The sequence below is a fragment of the Pseudarthrobacter sp. 05T312 genome (assembly GCF_056396685.1).
This window is the reverse complement of sequence record NZ_JBFTLY010000001.1, coordinates 735,302-753,367: the sequence shown is the minus strand read 5'-3', so window position 1 is coordinate 753,367 and position 18,066 is coordinate 735,302. Positions and strand designations below refer to the sequence as shown.

General features: G+C 64.8%; 14 protein-coding genes. 4 read left to right on the top strand and 10 right to left on the bottom strand.

All coding sequences use genetic code 11. From position 1 onward, the window contains the following. Positions 1-13: 13 nt before the first annotated feature. Complete coding sequence (locus AC1DIP_RS03740; protein WP_477732882.1) at positions 14-496, bottom strand: hypothetical protein; 483 nt, start codon at positions 494-496, stop codon at positions 14-16. A gap of 229 nt (positions 497-725) precedes the next feature. On the opposite strand from AC1DIP_RS03740, the gene AC1DIP_RS03735 reads away from it, so the two are divergent. Further along, positions 726-974 (top strand): WhiB family transcriptional regulator, encoded by a 249-nt coding sequence (locus AC1DIP_RS03735; RefSeq protein ID WP_003804966.1) that lies wholly within the window; start codon positions 726-728, stop codon positions 972-974. 143 nt (positions 975-1,117) lie between these two features. Here AC1DIP_RS03735 and AC1DIP_RS03730 read toward each other — a convergent pair whose 3' ends face one another. Genes AC1DIP_RS03730 through AC1DIP_RS03715 form a run of 4 tightly spaced genes read right to left on the bottom strand, consistent with a single transcriptional unit; the run spans position 1,118 to position 9,463 of the window. Then, positions 1,118-2,584, bottom strand: coding sequence for a sensor histidine kinase (locus tag AC1DIP_RS03730; RefSeq protein WP_477732881.1), 1,467 nt, complete (start codon positions 2,582-2,584; stop codon positions 1,118-1,120). A gap of 27 nt (positions 2,585-2,611) precedes the next feature. Further along, the gene (locus tag AC1DIP_RS03725; protein ID WP_477732880.1) at positions 2,612-7,465 is read right to left on the bottom strand and encodes an NAD-glutamate dehydrogenase; all 4,854 of its coding nucleotides are present in this window, start codon (positions 7,463-7,465) and stop codon (positions 2,612-2,614) included. Positions 7,466-7,520: 55 nt separating this feature from the next. Beyond that, positions 7,521-8,825 carry a CpaE/TadZ family protein gene (locus AC1DIP_RS03720; protein WP_477732879.1) on the bottom strand — a complete coding sequence of 435 codons (1,305 nt, stop codon included), beginning with the start codon at positions 8,823-8,825 and terminating at the stop codon, positions 7,521-7,523. Continuing rightward, positions 8,822-9,463, bottom strand: a complete 642-nt coding sequence (locus AC1DIP_RS03715; protein ID WP_477732878.1) for a hypothetical protein — start codon at positions 9,461-9,463, stop codon at positions 8,822-8,824. Before AC1DIP_RS03715 ends, AC1DIP_RS03720 begins: the two co-directional genes overlap by 4 nt. Positions 9,464-9,614: 151 nt before the next feature. On the opposite strand from AC1DIP_RS03715, the gene AC1DIP_RS03710 reads away from it, so the two are divergent. Next, positions 9,615-9,830 (top strand): helix-turn-helix domain-containing protein, encoded by a 216-nt coding sequence (locus AC1DIP_RS03710; protein ID WP_018768505.1) that lies wholly within the window; start codon positions 9,615-9,617, stop codon positions 9,828-9,830. Between the two features lie 5 nt (positions 9,831-9,835). Here AC1DIP_RS03710 and AC1DIP_RS03705 read toward each other — a convergent pair whose 3' ends face one another. Further along, complete coding sequence (locus tag AC1DIP_RS03705) at positions 9,836-10,399, bottom strand: hypothetical protein (protein WP_476211732.1); 564 nt, start codon at positions 10,397-10,399, stop codon at positions 9,836-9,838. Positions 10,400-10,537: 138 nt separating this feature from the next. Between AC1DIP_RS03705 and AC1DIP_RS03700 the strand changes: the two genes are divergently transcribed. Beyond that, on the top strand, positions 10,538-11,422 hold the full coding sequence (locus tag AC1DIP_RS03700) for a LysM peptidoglycan-binding domain-containing protein (protein ID WP_477732877.1): 885 nt from the start codon (positions 10,538-10,540) through the stop codon (positions 11,420-11,422). A 154-nt stretch (positions 11,423-11,576) separates the two neighbouring features. Next, on the top strand, positions 11,577-12,083 hold the full coding sequence (locus AC1DIP_RS03695) for an Rv3235 family protein (protein WP_477732876.1): 507 nt from the start codon (positions 11,577-11,579) through the stop codon (positions 12,081-12,083). Positions 12,084-12,197: 114 nt separating this feature from the next. Here the strand turns inward: AC1DIP_RS03695 and secA are convergent, their stop codons facing one another. The 4 genes from secA to AC1DIP_RS03675 form a co-directional block, all read right to left on the bottom strand. After that, positions 12,198-14,939, bottom strand: coding sequence for a preprotein translocase subunit SecA (gene secA / locus AC1DIP_RS03690; protein WP_476211735.1), 2,742 nt, complete (start codon positions 14,937-14,939; stop codon positions 12,198-12,200). 99 nt (positions 14,940-15,038) lie between these two features. Beyond that, positions 15,039-16,250, bottom strand: a complete 1,212-nt coding sequence (locus tag AC1DIP_RS03685; protein ID WP_477732875.1) for a winged helix-turn-helix domain-containing protein — start codon at positions 16,248-16,250, stop codon at positions 15,039-15,041. A gap of 29 nt (positions 16,251-16,279) precedes the next feature. Further along, positions 16,280-17,005: a ribosome hibernation-promoting factor, HPF/YfiA family gene (hpf, locus tag AC1DIP_RS03680; protein ID WP_387556967.1), complete on the bottom strand. Its 726-nt coding sequence runs from the start codon at positions 17,003-17,005 to the stop codon at positions 16,280-16,282. 144 nt (positions 17,006-17,149) lie between these two features. Then, entirely contained in the window at positions 17,150-18,034 is an 885-nt protein-coding gene (locus AC1DIP_RS03675) for a ComF family protein (protein WP_477732874.1), read from the bottom strand. Between the last annotated feature and the right edge of the window lie 32 nt (positions 18,035-18,066).

Here is an 18,066-nt window from a genome sequence, read left to right as displayed (position 1 = left end):
GGCGTGCCCAGGATCAGAGCGTTGGTGGCGCGCTGCCTGTGCGGGACGCGTGGCTGACAACCTTATTGGTGAACAGGAGGACGATGGCAATGGCGGCGGGAACCAGCATCGCCAGCCCGGCCAGGACCAGACCGCTGGTCAACGTGGGCACGCCAATAGTGAGGACGAACAACTGGGCAACCAGCGCGGCCGCCCTGGTCCACCGGTACCCGCGGTAGAGGAACACTGCAACCGCGTAAAGCCAGGCCGAGAAAGCGAGCAGGAGGCCCAGGGTAAAGACAGCTCCCCAAAAGGACAGCACCGGGCTTCCACTGAAAAGTTCATAGGCATACCAGGCCGCCGCCGCAAGAAGAGCCGTCGCCTCGGCACCAGCAATGGCTGCCACCACCGTCGCAGCGCCCGGGACTGGACCGCGCCGACAACCAGCCCCGCCGGGGCTGCCCGGATCGCTGGAGGGGGACGGAGTACCTGCTGGGTTTACCGGGGGTCTTGACACACTGGCACCCTACCGGACATAGTCGGACACTGGTGAGGGCCGGAGCCGCCACTGTGATGCATCGCTCAGGTTTCAGGGGATATCAGGCGTTATTACCCCTTGTTTACACAGCGTTAACATGACAGGCTTGATGCAGATGACCAAGGGGGCCCAGAGGGCCCTTTTCCTTTGTAGCCACTAGTGAATAATTTCACAAAGGCACTTCCCAGAAATGGAGCTACTGATCAGCATGGATTGGCGTAACCGCGCAGCGTGCCTCGACAAGGACCCGGAATTGTTCTTTCCCGTAGGGAACACAGGCCCGGCCTTGCTGCAGATCGAGGAAGCCAAAAGCGTCTGCCGCCGGTGCCCCGTAGTCGACACCTGCCTCCAGTGGGCCCTCGAGTCCGGCCAGGACGCCGGCGTTTGGGGCGGCATGAGCGAAGATGAGCGCCGCGCCCTCAAGCGCCGCGCTGCCCGCGCACGCCGCGCCTCCTAGAAGCCCAACACCGGCATAGCGTCGTCCGGCGGGACAACGTAACCGACGCACAGAGGCCCCGGGACAATCCAGAGATGGATCGTCCCGGGGCCTCCGTCAATTTCACTCCCCCGCCGCGGCCAAGCCGGCCGGACTTTGGGCTCCTACTTGCCGGCCAGGCTCAGCCGGATCTTGACCTCGGTGCCGCCGCCCTCACGGCGCTCCCACGCAATCGTGCCGCCCAGCTCACTGGTGACGAGGGTCCGGACGATCTGCAGGCCCAGGCCCTCTACGTGCGGGGTCTGCGGGAGCCCCACACCGTCGTCGGCAATGGTCACAGTCAGCTCCTCACCGTCTTCCCCTTCGGATCGGTCGGCTACAAGCCATACTGTGCCGGCCCTCCCTTCCAGGCCGTGCTCCACAGCATTGGTCACCAGTTCGTTTATGACCAGGGCAAGCGGAGTAGCAAGATCGCTGGGGAGTTCCCCGAAGCTGCCGGAGCGTTCCGTCCTGACCTGCTGCGAGGGGGAAGCCACCTCAGCGGACAGCCGGAACTGGCGTCCGATCAGTTCGTCGAAATCGACGCTCTGCGTCAGCCCCTGGGACAGGGTCTCATGGACCAGCGCGATGGTGGCCACCCGGCGCATGGCCTGCTCCAGGCCTTGTTTCGCTTCGTCGCTCACCATGCGCCGGGACTGCATCCGCAGCAGCGCGGCCACGGTCTGCAGGTTGTTCTTGACCCGGTGGTGGATTTCGCGGATGGTGGCGTCCTTGGTCACCAGTTCCATTTCACGGCGGCGCAGCTCGGAGACATCGCGGCAGAGGACCAGAGCGCCGAACCGCTGCTGCTCGTCGCGGAGCGGAATGGCCCGCAGGGACAGGCTTACTCCCCTCGACTCAATCTCGCTGCGCCAGGGCATGCGGCCGGTAACGACCAGCGGCAGGGTCTCATCGACCAGGCGGCGGTCCTTGAGCAGGCCAGCGGTGACTTCTGCGAGCGAACGACCTTCCAGGGACTCCCCGTCACCCAACCGCCGGAAGGCTGAAACGCCATTCGGACTCGCATATTGCACCACGCCGTCGGCATCCAGCCTGATCAGCCCGTCCCCCACGCGGGGGGCGCCGCGGCGGGATCCCGTGGGCGAGGCAAAGTCGGGCCACAGACCCAGCGTGCCCATCCGCAGGAGATCGTAGGCGCACTGCCGGTAGGTCAGTTCCAGCCGCGACGGCATCCGTGAACTGGAGAGGTCCATGTGGGTGGTCACCACGGCAAGCGTCCTGCCGTTGCGCACCATGGGCACGGCCTCGACCCGCAGGGCCATCTCACTGTTCCAGTTTGTCTCGCTGGAACGCTCGATGGCCCTGCTGTTCCAGGCCTTGTCCACGAGCGGCTGCAGGTCGGAGCGGATGCCCTCACCGACGAAGTCGCTGTGGAATGCCGTGTGCGTGGTGGAAGGACGCACATGTGCCAGGGCAATGTAGCCAAGCTCCGGGTGGGGGAACCAGAGCGCCAGGTCGGCGAACGCAAGGTCCGCGACCATCTGCCAGTCCCCCACCAGGAGGTGCAGCCACTCGGCATCGCCAGGCCCGAAATCAGCGTGTTCCCTGATGGGGTCCGTAAAGATTGCCACTGCACCTCCAGTTGCGGCGCCGAATTCCTAGCGCCGGACGATTGACCTCAAGAGCCTCAATGCTACCGACAGCGAGGCCATGTCGTCGGCCTCGAGCGCGTTCACCTCGTCGAACATGCTCTTTGCCCGGCCCAACTGCTCTGCGTTTTGCGCCTCCCAGTCCTTGAGCCGCGCGTCCGGCAACTCGGCCGTGGACGTGGCGTCCAGCACCGCCGTCGTCATATCCGACACCGTCGAGTAAAGGTCATCGCGCAAGGCTGCCCGCGCCAGCGCCTGCCACCGGTCCTGCCGGGGGAGGCTGCTGATCCGTTCAAGGAGTGAGTCCGCATGGAACCGGTTGAATACGGTGTAGTACACCGCCGCAATGTCCTCAACCCGGTCCTTCCGGGAGCGGGCGATCTTGGCGATGTCCAACAGCACAAAGCTCTCGAACAGCTCGGCCCAGCGCAGCGCAAGGCCTTCCGGGAGTTCCCACTCGCGGCCCTTGGCCAGCCATGCCGCAACCCGATCGCGGTCGTCCCCTCGGAGGTAGTCCAGGAGCCGGGCGCGCATGGGATCCATCAGCGGCTTGAACTCCGCCACAACCTCGGCAATGGGCCGCGAGACACTTTCCTGGCTCAGGAGCCAGCGGACTGCCCGGTCAAGGAGCCGGCGGATGTCCAGGTGCACAGTGCTCCAGTGCTCCGTTGGGAAGGACGCCGGCAGGCTGTTAAGTTCCGCCACCATGGCATCGAGCTCGTACACCTCACGAAGCGCCACGAATGCCTTGGCAACGGCTACTTCGCTGGCGGACGTTTCCTCCATGACCCGGAATGCGAAGGTGATGCCGCCGAGGTTTATCATGTCGTTGGCCACCACCGTGGCGATGATTTCGCGCCGCAGCGGATGGGTATCCAGCTCGGCGTCGAAACGCTCACGGAGCTGGTGCGGGAAGTAGGTACGCAGGGTGTCCCGGAACCAGGGGTCATCGGCAAGGTCGCTCTCCCTCAGGGCCGATGCCAGCTCGATCTTGGCGTAGGCGGCCAGCACCGACAGCTCCGGAGAGGTCAGCCCCTGGCCCTGCTGCAGCCGTTCCCGCAGGGTCTCCGTGCTGGGCAGCGCCTCCAAATCGCGCTTTAGGTCGGCGCTTTTCTCCAGCCAGTCCATGAGCCGCTCGTAGCTCGGGCTCCATTCCGCCACGCGGGTCCGGTCGTTCAGGAGCAGGATGTTCTGGTCGATGTTGTCTTCGAGGACCAGGCGTCCCACTTCGTCGGTCATGGCAGCGAGGAACTCTGCGCGTTCCCCGGCCGGCAGCTTGCCGGCGGCGACCATCCGGTCAACGAAGATCTTGATGTTGACCTCATGGTCGGAGCAGTCCACGCCGGCGGAGTTGTCGATGGCGTCGGTATTAAGGATGACGCCCTGGAGGGCTGCCTCAATCCGGCCGCGCTGGGTCATACCCAGGTTCCCGCCTTCGCCCACTACCTTGACCCGCAGGTCGCGGCCGTTGACCCGGATGGCATCGTTGGCTTTGTCGCCCACGGAGGCGTTGGACTCGGCCGACGCCTTGACATAGGTCCCGATCCCGCCGTTGTAGAGCAGATCGGCCGGCGCCAGCAGGATGGCACGCAGCAGCTCGGGCGGGCTGAGCTCAGCGGTTTCCGCTGGCAGCCCCAGTGCGGCCCGGACCTGCGGCGACACGGGAATGGACTTGGCCTGGCGGGCGAAGACACCGCCGCCTTCACTGATCAGCGACTTGTCGTAGTCGTCCCAGGAGGACCTGGGCAGGTCGAACAGCCTCTGCCGCTCCGCAAACGAGGATTCCTCGTCGGGGTTGGGGTCCAGGAAGATGTGGCGGTGGTCAAAGGCCGCCAGCAGGCGGATGTGCCGGGACAGCAGCATCCCGTTGCCGAACACGTCGCCGGACATGTCCCCCACACCAACCACGGTGAAGGGTTCGGTCTGGGTGTCCAGGTCCAGCTCGCTGAAGTGGCGCTTGACCGATTCCCAAGCACCGCGGGCGGTGATGCCCATGGCCTTGTGGTCGTATCCCACGGAACCGCCAGAGGCGAACGCATCCCCCAGCCAGAAGCCGTATTCTGCGGACAGCCCGTTGGCGATGTCAGAGAACGTAGCCGTTCCCTTGTCTGCCGCCACCACCAGGTAGGAGTCGTCGTCGTCATGGCGGACAACGTTCGACGGCGGCACAAGCCGCTCGCCGTCGCCTTCAGTGAGGAGGTTGTCGGTGAGGTCGAGCAGCCCGCGGATGAATGTCTTGTAACTTTCAACGCCTTCCGCCATCCACGCCGCCCTGTCCGTGGAAGGATCCGGGAGCTGCTTGGCGAAGAAGCCGCCCTTGGCCCCTGTCGGTACGATGACGGCGTTCTTGACAGTCTGTGCCTTGACCAGGCCCAGGACCTCGGTGCGGAAGTCCTCCCGCCGGTCGGACCAACGGAGCCCGCCGCGGGCCACCTTGCCGAAGCGAAGGTGCACACCCTCGACCCGAGGTGCGTAAACCCAGATTTCGAACATGGGCCGGGGGAACGGCAGGCCTTCGATCCGGGCCGGATCCAGCTTGAAGCTCAGGTGCGGCTTGTCCTGGTAGAAGTTGGTCCTCAGGGTTGCCTCGATGAGGTTCACGAAGGTGCGCAGCACGCGGTCGGCATCAAGGGTGGCCACCTTTTCGATGGACGCTGCCAGTTCCTGCCGTACGGATGCCTGCGCCTCAGCGCGTTCGCTCTCACCGATGGAGGGGTCGAAGCGGGCGGCGAAGAGCGCGGTCAGGCCCCTTGTGACATCGGGATTGGCAAGGAGCGTGTCCGCCATGAAACCGAAAGAGCTGCTGTTGCCCATTTGGCGCATGTAGCGCGCGTAGGCCCGCAGGACCGTGATCTGCCGCCAATGCAGCCCTTCCCGCAGCACCAGGCGGTCGAAGTTGTCCGATTCCGCAGCACCGGTGACAGCCGCGCCGAAGGAGTCGGCAAGAAAGCCGCCAGTAGTCAGCGGATCGACTCCCGCCGGGTACTTCAGGCCCAGGTCGTAGAGGAAGAAGTCCCGATGGTCTGCTGTTTCGATTTCAAAGGGGCGCTCGTCCAGGACCTCGAGGCCGAGGTTGTGGAAGAACGGCAGGATCTGGCTCAGGCTCTTGGGCTCCAACATGTAGAGCTTGACCCTCGCGTCCTCCTCCAGTGTTGCCCCTGCACCTTCGGGAAGGTACACGTGCACGCCGGGACGGTCCTGCCGCACGCCGGCGCTGCGCTCTGCAGCGGCCCCGTACTTTTCGAACCGCGCGATGTCTTCGAGGGCATCCTCAACTTCATAGTCCACCCGGTAGCTGGCCGGGAACGCCTCCGCCCAGGTCGCCGCGAGTTCCTTGGCCTCTGCCGCGTCGCGGCCCTCGCGCAGGACCTCCGCGATGCCTTCACTCCACGACCTCGCTGCCCGGACCAGCCGCTTCTCCAGCTCGTCGCTGTTGACGTGGCCTACGTCGGCATCCTTGGGCAGCCGGATCCGGAAGAACAGCCGCGCGAGTGCCGATTCGGTCATGCGGGCTTCATAGTCGATCGAGACTGCCTGGAAGGTCTCCCGCAGTTCCTGTTCGATGCGGAGCCTGACGTTGGTGGTGTACCTGTCCCGGGGCAGGTAGACCACGGCAGACATGAAACGGCCGTAGATATCGGGCCTCAGGAACAGCCGGGTGCGCCGGCGTTCCTGCAGTTTCTGGATTCCAAAGGCGGTCGCGGCGAGATCGGGGATTTCGATCTGGAAGAGTTCGTCGCGCGGGTACGTTTCCAGGATTCCCAGGAGGTCCTTGCCGGAATGCGAGTCCGGCGGGAACCCTGCGTTCTGCAGCACCGCGTCCACCTTTTCCCTGACGATGGGAATGTCGCGGACGGAACCCGCGTAGGCACTGGTGGCGAAGAGCCCGATGAAGCGGCGTTCACCGTTCACGTTGCCCGCGGCGTCGAAGCTCTTGATGCCAATGTAATCAAGGTAGGCGGACCGGTGAACGGTGGACCGCGAGTTGGCCTTGGTGATGACGAGGGCGCGCTTCTCCCGGGCCTTTTTGCGGCCGGTGTCGGTGAGGTGCTGGATGTGGGGCGAATCCGCGGATGCCCGGAGCAGGCCGAGGCCGCTGTCCTCGCGCAGTTCGAGGACATCTTCGCCGTCAACGTTGAGCAGGTCGTATTCGCGGTAGCCAAGGAACGTGAAGTTCCCGTCGTCGAGCCATCGGAGCAGGTCCTTGGCCTGCCGGAGTTCGGCAATCTGGGCGGAGTTGGCAACCCGGTCCAGGCTTTCGGCGATTTCCAGCGCTTTCTGGCGCATCCTGGGCCAGTCCTCGACGGCCGCCCTGACGTCGTTCAGGACGCGGGTCAAGCCTGCGAGCAGTGCGGCCTTGGCTTCGTCGGAGACGCGGTGGATTTCGACGGCGATCCATGACTCCATGTGGGAGGCATTTTCGCCCTGCGCGATGAGATGGGAGAGGTTAGGCATGGCCGCTGTGTCACCACTTGAAATCCCCAAGTGCGCGGGAACCCTGTTGACCTTGACCAGTTCGCCGCTTTCCCGGTTCCTCGTGGCCACGAAGAGCGGGTGGACTACCAGCCTGATGGCGGCATGCTGGCGGACAAGCTCGGCGTTGACGGAGTCGACAAGGAACGGCATGTCATCGGTGACGACAAAGATAACGCTGCTGTCTTCCTCGTCGATGATCGATACATTTGCCTGCCCGGGCTGCCGGACGGATGCCGCCCGTCGGTGTTCGGCGGCACGCGCCTCCAGGACATTCTGGGGGTAGCTTCGGGCATCTTCCTCAGCCAGGTGCTGGTAGTAGTCCCCCATGAAGCCTTCAAAGCCTTCAATGGACAGGGGCTGGTCCTCCACACTGGATCCAGACGACATCGACAACGCCTCCATTAGAGATATTCGCTGCACCCTTGCAGCTCTTATGGCGAGCCTAGTCCTTTGCCCTGCGCCGTGGTGTGGAAGAAAATACAGAGGATCTCGACTTTCGCTGGTCGGGTGCACAAACGAGATCGCGGATTGCACGCCGCAACGCCGAATCCGGAGAGGCCTCCAGCAGCAGGGACCCCGCAAGGAGCGCGGCGTCGGCGGCGGCGGGATCATAGGGCAGGAAAGCCTTGAGCTCCGAAGCCGGGCCGTAGCGTTCCCAGGCTTCCCGCAACTGTCGCTCCGGCGCCCTCCCCACGGAGGAGGACCGCACCTTGTTCATCACGACAGTCGGCGACGCCTGCGGCACGGCGCCCTCCAGTTCCGCGAGGGCACGCACCATCCGTGGTACGCCTACGGGATCAGCAGCGCCGATCGCGTATACGCAGTCAGCCAGTTCCAGCGGGCGCAGGGTGGCCGCATTCCGCCGCGGCGCCATGGTGTCGAAGCTAAGTTCTTCATCGGCCTCAAGGCAAAAGCCGGTGTCGACCACCACAACTTCCGCGATCTGCCGGGCCCGTTCAAGGACAAGCGCCAGGGCAGTGGCCCTCAGTTCCGTCCAACGATCGGCCCGGGTGATGCCCGTCAGCACCCGGAACGTCCCGGACGCCGTGGAAATGGCGGCGGCCACCTTCCGCAGGGCGTCTGAGTCCAGCAGGCCTTGGTCTGCAAGCCGGCACGCCTGGGCAAGTCCGGCTGACTCATCCAGGAGGCCCAGTACCGCCGCGATGCTGGCCCCGTAGGTATCGGCGTCGACCAGCAGCACGTCCCGGCCATCGGCGGCCATCTCCCCGGCAATATTCACGGCGATCGTAGTGCGGCCGGGTGACCCGGCAGGACCCCATACAACGATCAGCTCGCCGGAGGGGTGGGCCTCCGACTCGGCATCGGGCTGCACCGGGTCCGTGGCCAGGGCCGCCCCGGTGTCAGCGGCCCCGCTCAAATTGGCGGGCCGGGCCATACCGGTCAGCTGGGCGACGGCGTCGGCGATCCGGTCCGAAAGCTCTGCGGCCTCCACGCCTTTCAGCGTCGATGCCACGCCAATCTTCCGGAGCCGGGCTGCCTCGTCGGCGTCGTCCGTCAGCGCAATGACCGCCACTCCGACAGCACCAAGGCGGTCGACGAGGGAGGCTGTCAGGCCTTCGGACCCCTCGGCAACCACGGCAGCCCGTGCCAGTCCGCTTTGGCAGGCGGCAAGGAGCTCGGGAAGTTCCGTACACCTCCGAACCACCGTGACGGGTCCATGGAGCCTTTCGAGGCCGCCCACCAGATCTTCCTGGCGTTGGCCAACGGTGACCACCGGGATGCTCATCGGACGCCGCCCGGATTCCACACAACGGATATCTTCGCGTCATTGGCCTGGGCACCCAGGAGTGCCGGCATTTGCTTATCCTCCACCAGGACCATCAGCACCGTCGTCTTGGATGAGCCGAGGGCAGTTGAGCCAGTGGTGACCTCAGCAATTTCGGCTCCGGGAAGGATGAGCTTCGGCTCGCTGAATCCGTTCTTGGCATCAGGTTGCGCCACCCAGACGTCAACCCTGGCACCGGCAGTTGCCTGCGACGGCAAAGTCTGCGTGATGTTGAGGGCAACGGGCTTTCGGTCCAGCCTGTCCGCACTGCCGACGCTTGCCTTGGGGACCAACTGGTCCTTGCCGATCCGCTGCACGGCGACAACATCCTGTGGCAGGCCGTCGGCTGCGGTGATGTAGTGCTGTTCGGTATCGCCCAGGCGCACCTTGGCGCGGATCACGTTCTCCAGCGTCAGTCGCTCGCCCACAGCAATGCCGTCCCTTGCAGCGAAGACCTCAGTGGTGCGGTCGGCACTCCCCACCAGGAAGGTAACGCCTGCGATGGACACCAGGACCAGAAGAACGCCCACCAGCAGCCGGGGATCCTTCCAGGATGGGCGCTTCAACCGTGGTGCAGTGGCGCTTGAATCTGGAACCATACCGCTCTCCCCCTAGGTATATGGACCTGCCCGCTCTGGCCGGACTCCTCATTGTTACCGCCAGGGCCGGGGAACAAAAGTCATTTACCTAAATAATGACCATCTGTGGAAAATAGGCACAAATGATGCCAGATGATGGCAAAATGGATCCATGCCCAGGTTCCTCACGCTCGCGGATGTCGCTGAGCAGCTCCAGATCAACTCCCCCGCCGCTTACGCGTTGGTCCGCAGCGGTGAGTTGAAGGCCATCCAGGTGGGCGGCCGCGGGCAGTGGCGCGTTGAAGAAAAGATGCTGGAGCAGTACATCGAGGAACGGTATGCCGAGGCCAGCCGGATGATCCAGGAGTCACGCTCGAAGTCGGTGTGACTCCGCTACACGGAGCCAGCTTTAGGTGACCTGATCATCGCCAGGGCCGTGAAAGGTATGGCTGACACCTGCACCACGCTGTGGGTCCTCCGGGCCTCCCCCGGGCTGACCACGGCCAGGTCGATGTAGTCCCCGCCAACCCGGTCGATAACTCCAGTCAGCCGTCCGGCCCCACCGTCAAGTGTCACAGTTACCTCTGCCCGGTCGCGTGCCAGCGCCCGCAGGGAATGCGCCAGTCCAATCGCCCGGCGGACGGCTGAGTTCTCCGGGCGGATATGCCTGCCGAGACCCACGTAACGCGCTGCAGCGGCGTAGGGAACCAGCACCTGATGCCGGTCTTCATCCAGGACCAGGGCATCCGCCCCGACATGGGTCAGTTCGCCCACCGCAGACTCGCCGGAGAGCAGATGGACCCCGACCCTGCAGCCAATAACCGCCCGCAGCCTGTCTTCGAGCCGCAGGCCAACCATCTCGGCCCGTGTCCGCTCGCTGACCTCACCGTCCAGCGCCAGCCGGTCAGCCTCCGCGAGTTGGCTTTCCATGTCATTGAAGAGGGCATCCCAGCGCATCCCGTCAGCGTAGGATGCCCCGCCGCCGCCAGTCAACGCGCATTCTTTTCATTCCAACGTCTGGACAAACACTTCCCGGAAGGGTCAAACTGAGTCAAACAGCATCAAAGTACGTCAAATGACTTTAAAGGCGGAGAAATGGGTCGAACTAACTCGAGGTGGCCGCAGGACGCCGCCATGGTGGTGGCCCTGCTGATGCTCGGCTTCCTGCTCAGCATCCTGGGAGCAGGGCTGCTGGCACAATGGCGGGTTTCGACAGGCAGCGCGCAGGAGGCATCCGTTGAATTCTTCCTGGCTGCGGCCGCGGCCGTAACCGGCATCGGGCTCTTGCTGTGGTGGGCATTCTCGATGGCGTGTGCCGGAACCTCCCTCCTGCTGGAACGGTCGGGACGGCATAGGGCCGCAGCCGCCGCCCGGAAGTTCTCTCCCGCCTTCATGCGGAGGGCACTGGTAGCAGCCCTCTCGATACAACTGATGGCGGGGGCCGCAGCACAGGCGGCCACCACTGGCCCGGGGCCGGAGTGGACACCAACATACGGGCAATCCTCCGCGGCTCCCTCCACCCCTGCACCCGACCAAGGTGTTCCGGTGCCGGGCCAGAACGGCCGGCCCGGGACGTCTTCCCCGTCCCAACAGGCCAGCACGGAGAGCCCAAGGACCGTTACGGAAAGCGCCTCGCCACAATGGCAGCCAACCGTAGGGATGCCAACCGCCACGCTTACCCCGGGGTGGCAGCCCGCTTCCCCCGTCGTGGAACCTGGCCTGCTCGCCACACCCCCAAGCAGGACCGTGGTGGGGCCGGAGCCGGAAGGCTATGGAACGAACACCCCGCCGGACGGAGTTACGGTGCTCGCCGGGGACACCCTGTGGTCCATCGTGGCAGCCCAGATTGGTCCCGGGGCATCGGATGTGGACATAGCACTTGAGTGGCCGCGGTGGTATGCAGCAAACCGGGCCCTGATTGGCGGCAGCCCGGATGTCCTGCTTCCGGGCCAGATCCTTCAGGCGCCCGCAGCCCCCTAGCCTCCACCGGCCCCGTTCGCGCCCGCCCCGCCTCCGGCAGGACCCGGGAAGTCCCAGCACTCTGCCCTCAAGTCGTACCTGCCTGGCCGGCCGAGCCGGCCAACGCCAGTACTGCCGCTCAAACCATCAGCTAATTGAAGCAAGGGGAAATCAAATGACCGCAGTAACACCGGTACGGGCCGTCCAGGAGATGGCCGCCAACACCGTCAACGGAGGATCGGGCCTGGTTAAACCCGCGTCGGGGTCAGGCGCGGCAGCGCCCGCAGGGCCGCCCCACGGTGCGAACGCTCCCTCATTGCGGCCGGTCAGCGAGGCGGCGGAAGTCAGGGCCATCACCAGGGGGACGATCCAGGCGTCCATGGAAGTCCTGGCCGGGGTCCGCCCTATCCACCAGTTGGCGCGGCGCCTCGATCCACGGTGCCTCGCATCGCTGCAGCACCGGGCCGCACTGATCAGGAGGGAACTTACGAGGACGGGAAATCCCGCGCTGGCCCGTCTCCACCGGAATTCCACTGTCCGGTCAGTACGGGTGTGCGAGGTGGCCGAGGGGATTTACGAGGCAAGTGCCGTCGTGGTGGATGACGTCCGGGCGCGCGCCGTTGCCGTCCGCCTTGAGCGCAGCAAGCAGGTTTGGCGGGTCGTTGAACTCGTTATCGGATGACACTTCGGAAAAGGCAACGCGAAAAATAGACGCTGTCCGACAAGCAAACAGGGCAGGGGCCCTGCGGCCCCTGCCCTGTTTACCAACGCCGTCGGCGATTTTGCGACGGTGCCGCTACTTCTTCTTTTTCTTCGCGGGGCGCTTGGCTGCGTCCTGTGCAGCCGCTTTGGCAGGGTTGCCGGAGCGTCCGCTTCCCGCGCGGGTTTCCACCCGGGTCTGCGTGCCGCCGCTCTCACTCGGAGCCGTGTACTGAAGCTGCGCCGGCTTTTCGGGAGCCTCGAGGCCGGCCGCGTGAACCTGCGGGTCCACGTGCTCTGTGTGGCCACCGGCGGCGTCCGGAACCACAACATCCTGTGCCGGCGTCACTTCCACCTCAAGGTTGTACAGGAAGCCCACGCTTTCCTCCCGAATGGCTTCCATCATGCTTTGGAACATGGCGAAACCCTCGCGCTGGTACTCCACCAGGGGATCACGCTGCGCCATGGCGCGCAGGCCGATGCCCTCCTTGAGGTAATCCATCTCGTAGAGGTGTTCCTGCCATTTGCGGCCAATGACGGACAGGACCACACGGCGTTCGAGCTCGCGCATGCTTTCCGGGCCGATGACCTCCTCGCGGGACTGGTACACCAGCCGCGCGTCGGAGAGGATCTCCTCCTTCAGCAGTTCCACCGTGACCCTGGACTTGCCGCCGGCTTCTTCGATGATGTCTTCAGCGGTAACGCTGACAGGGTAGAGCGTTTTGAGGTTGGTCCACAGCTGGTGGAAGTCCCAGTCGTCCCCGTTCCCTTCTGCGGTGGCGGCGTCGATCAGGGCCGTGATGGTGTCCTCGATAAAGAACTGAACCTTCTCGTGCAGGTCATCGCCCTCAAGGATGCGGCGGCGGTCGCTGTAGATGGCTTCGCGCTGGCGGTTGAGGACGTCGTCGTATTTCAGGACGTTCTTGCGCTGCTCGGCGTTCCGCCCCTCCACTTGTCCCTGGGCGGAGGCGATGGCCCGCGATACGAGCTTCGATTCGAGCGCAACGTCGTCCGGCACGGAGCTGTTCATCAGCCGTTCCGCGGCGCCGGAGTTGAAGAGCCGCATGAGGTCATCGGTCAGCGACAGGTAGAAGCGGGACTCGCCGGGGTCGCCCTGGCGTCCGGAGCGGCCGCGGAGCTGGTTGTCGATGCGGCGTGATTCGTGGCGCTCGGTGCCCAGGACGTAGAGTCCCCCGAGGTCCAGGACTTCCTCGTGTTCGTCTTTGACGGACTGCTTGGCTGCTTCGAGCGCGGCGGGCCACGCGGCCTCGTACTCTTCTGAGTTCTCCTCCGGATCAAGCCCGCGCTTGGCAAGTTCGGCGACGGCTGTGAATTCGGCGTTGCCGCCCAGCATGATGTCGGTACCGCGGCCTGCCATGTTGGTGGCCACGGTAACAGCGCCCTTGCGTCCCGCCTGGGCGACGATGGCAGCTTCACGGGCATGGTTCTTGGCGTTCAGGACCTCGTGGCGGATGCCTTCCTTGGCGAGCAGCTTGGACAGGTACTCGCTCTTCTCCACGCTGGTGGTGCCCACGAGGACGGGCTGGCCCTGTTCGTGGCGTTCGGCGATATCGCGCACCACGGCGTCGAACTTCACAACTTCGTTCTTGAAGACGAGGTCCGGCTGGTCGATCCGCTGCATGTCCCTGTTGGTGGGAATGGCTACGACGCCGAGCTTGTAGGTGCTCATGAACTCGGCCGCCTCAGTCTCGGCGGTACCGGTCATGCCGGAAAGCTTGCCGTACATGCGGAAGTAGTTCTGCAGCGTCACGGTGGCGAGGGTCTGGTTCTCCGCCTTGATCTCGACGCCTTCCTTGGCCTCGATCGCCTGGTGCATGCCTTCGTTGTAGCGCCGGCCTGCCAGGATGCGGCCGGTGTGCTCGTCAACGATCAGCACTTCGCCGTCCAGGATGACGTAGTCCTTATCGCGCTTGAACAGTTCCTTGGCCTTGATGGCGTTGTTCAGGAACCCAATCAGGGGCGTGTTTGCCGACTCGTACAGGTTGGAGATGCCGAGGTAGTCTTCGACCTTCTCGATGCCGGTTTCCAGCACGCCCACCGTGCGCTTCTTTTCGTCGACCTCGTAGTCCTTGTCCGCCTGCAGCCGGAGCACGACCTTGGCGAATTCGCTGTACCAGCGGTTGGTGTCCCCCTGCGCCGGGCCGGAGATGATCAACGGCGTACGTGCCTCGTCGATGAGGATGGAGTCGACTTCGTCCACGATGGCAAAGTTGTGGCCGCGCTGGACAAGCTCGGTCCGGTCCCAGGCCATATTGTCGCGCAGGTAATCGAACCCGAACTCATTGTTGGTTCCGTAAGTGATGTCGGCTGCGTACTGCTGGCGGCGGACAGCCGGGTCCTGGTTGGCGAGAATAACGCCGCTGGTCAGGCCAAGGAAGCGGTAGACGCGGCCCATGAGCTCGGACTGGTATTCGGCGAGGTAGTCGTTAACCGTGACCACGTGGACGCCCTTGCCGGTGAGGGCATTCAGGTAGGCGGGAGCGGTCGCCACCAGGGTCTTGCCTTCACCGGTCTTCATTTCGGCGATATTGCCGAGGTGCAGGGCGGCGCCACCCATCAGCTGGACGTCGAAGTGGCGCATGCCCAGGGTGCGGGATGACGCTTCACGGACAGCGGCGAACGCTTCCGGAAGCAGGTCGTCGAGCTTTTCGCCGTCCTGGTGGCGTGCACGGAGGCGGTCCGTTTCTTCCCGCAGTTCCGCGTCGGTAAAGGTCTTGAACGAGTCTTCGAGGGCGTTGATGGAATCGGCATAGTTCCTCAGCTGCCGGAGTGTTTTCTTGTCACCCGTGCGGAGAATTTTTTCGATAAGTGATGCCACGTGAAGATGCTCCCAGTCTGATGCCGCCGAATTCTGGCGTGTTCAGTCTACGGGAGAGACACGCGGCCGGTGCCCCTTTTCCCTGAGAGCGGATCCTCCCTACAGCCGTGCCACCTCATGGGCCAGGGCGGCGGACAGGTCCCCAACCGGCTGCACTTCGGCGTGGGGCAGGCCAAGCCATTGGGCCATGAGGGCCAGCTCAGCCGCGAGTTCGACCGCGGTGTCCGGGGGTGCGTCCGGCTCGGCGAAGGCGGACCTCACCAGAAGCCGCCCTGTGGCCCGGTCCGCTTTGAGATCCACCCGTGCCACCATCCGGTCGCGCAGCAGGAAAGGGAGCACGTAGTAGCCGTAGCGCCGTTTGGGCTTCGGGGTGTAGATCTCGATCCGGTAATGGAATCCAAAAAGTTCGAACAGGCGCCGCCGCTCAAAGACCAGGGAATCGAACGGGCTCAGCAGCGCACGCCCGGTGGCCTGCCGCGGCAGCACCGAATCCACGTGCCGGAACACCGTCCGTCGCCAGCCGGCCACAGTAACGGGTTCGAGCCTGCCGCGCTCCACCAGATGCTCAACGGCCAGGGCCGTTGCCTTGACCGGGGTCCGGAAGTAATCTGCGAAGCAGCGAATGCTGCCGATCCCTTGGGCCTGGGCTGCCGCCTCGGTCAGGCGGCGGAGTGCGGCCACGGGATCACCTTCCGATGCCGAGGACGCCTGGTGTGGAAGCACCTTGGAGGTCAGCGTGTACCGGCGTTCGAACTGGGCGGTCCTGGAAGCGGCGGATACCAGTCCTTCTTCGAAGAGGTGCTCGAGGACACGCTTCACTGCGTTCCAGTTCCATCCCCAGTTCTCTGCCTGCCTATCCTCGACATGCCCGATCCGTGCCGTCAGTTCCGACGCCGTCATGGGCCGGGACCGGGCGAGAACCGCCAGGATCCTGGCCGCCACGTCGTCGCGGATCATGGGGTCCATGCGGGAGGCGCCTACCCAGGCGCGTTTCTGCCATAGAAGGAGGTCCCCGTAGTGCTCGGGCCGGATGAAGCTTGCTTCGTGGGCCCAATACTCAAGCATCCGGCGCGGTTGGCTGCCGGACATGCGTTGCAGGATGTCCCGGTCGTAGTTGCCAAGGCGTGAATAGAAGGGCAGGAAGTGGCTGCGGACCAGGACGTTGACGGAATCGATCTGGACGAGCTGGAGACGGGCAAAGGTGCGGCCCACCGTCCGTGCTGTCACGGGGCCGGTGGGCCGTCCTCTGTGGAGTCCCTGCGCTGCCAGTGCGATCCGCCGTGCCTGGTCCAGGCTCAGCGATGCCGGCAATTCAGTCCTCTCTGGTGGTTGATGCCACCTTAAGCGTTGGCGGGGGCGTCGTCCGAGCGGTAGGCAAGGACCTTTTCTTCGACCACTGTGTCCCCTGGTTCGCATTCGTGGTCCAGGGTGATGACGCCGTAGGTCCAGCCGCGGCGGCGGTACACGACCGACGGCGTGTTGGTGGCCTTGTCGACGAAGAGATAGAAGTCGTGGCCCACAAGCTCCATGTTGTCCACGGCGTCGTCAAGCGTCATGGATGCAGCGGGAAAGACCTTGCGCCGGATCAGCACCGGCGAATTACCGGCCGGGATGTCGTTCTCGACATCGTAGGGGGACTTTTCCTCGGCTGCCTGCGCGGATTCGCTCCAGCGGTTGGCCTCAAGGTACAGCGGCTCGTGTGCGCTGGCGGGTTCGAGGGAAGCGGTGGCTTCACGGACAGCCTTGGGGGTGTGGCGGCCATGGTGGACCTTTTTGCGGTCCTTTGCGCGGCGGAGCCGTTCAAGCAATTTGTTGTAGGCGAGGTCAAAGGCGGCAAATTTGTCTGCGGCGCTCGCTTCGGCGCGGATTACAGGGCCCCGGCCCAGGACTGTCACCTCGACGGTCAACTGGTCGCCGGTCTGCCGGGCATTGGTCTCCTTGGAGACTTTCGTATCGACCCGCTGGATCTTGTCGCCAAGCGATTCGATCTTCGCGATCTTTTCCCCGGCGTACTCGCGGAACCGGTCTGAAACGGTCAGATTTCGTCCGCTGATCATAAACTCCATGGTGCCCTCCAAATGACTTCGGTGACACGACGGCGGCGCTTCCTTGGGCCGGGCTGTCTGACAGTCGAGCCCCTCTCCGAGCCGCCATCGAAAGGTACATTCTGTTCTTGGTACCCACCACCGACGTTAGTTCATAGCCACCTGTTATTCATCCTTTCCCGGTTTATTTTTTTCTAAGTCATGGCTCCTCCCGTGCGGTGCGGGGGCCGGAGCGGCGGGGCCGGAGGCATCGGTCGGGCGTGTCGCCGCAAGCACGACGGCGCCCCTCACCTGGGCGCCGGCGACATGCAGGGCACGGGCTGCTTCGCCGATGGTGGCGCCGGTTGTCAGGACGTCATCGATGATGATGCAGGGACGCCCCTGGACCCTTTGGCGGCTTCCCGGAGGGACCCGCATGGAACCTCTGACCCGTTGCGCGCGGGCTCCCCTGCCCAGTCCTTTTTGGCCGCCCATACGGCCGGGGAACAGGAGGCCGGGTCCTGGCTTCCTGGCCAGGACATCCGCAATTTCGAGCCCCGGCAACTGCCGTGCCGCTTCTTTCAGGAGCAGGTGGACCGGACTGAAGCCCCGGTTGAGGTAGGCGGCGGTGCCGGTGGGGACCGGAACCAGCAGGATCCCGCTGCGGCCCCGGGCTGCAGCGCTGACCGCCGCCGCAAGTGCCCTGCCCAGACTCATGCGAAGCTGGTGCTGGCCGTGCCGTTTGAAAGACAGCAGGCCCTGGGCCAGTTCGTCCCGGTACACACCCGCGGCAACCACCGGCAGCATGATGGTCCCGTCGACGTCCATCAAAGCGGGTGCCCCGCTTTCAGCCCGGAAGGGGCTCCGGGCCAGCCGGCGGATGCGGCTGCCGCAGGATGCGCAGAGCGTGCGGTCCTCCGCACCGCAGCAAACACAGTGAACCGGCACCGCCAAGGCCAGGAGATCCGCTGCTGCGCCGGACAGCCAGTCCGCAAGGCGCAGGAGGACGGCCGCGTGCTCGTCCCGGTGCAGGGCCGGGAACGGAGGTGGCGGATGAAGGTCCGGGTCCATCCTCCGGGTATCCCGGGGGCCTGGCCCCGTTG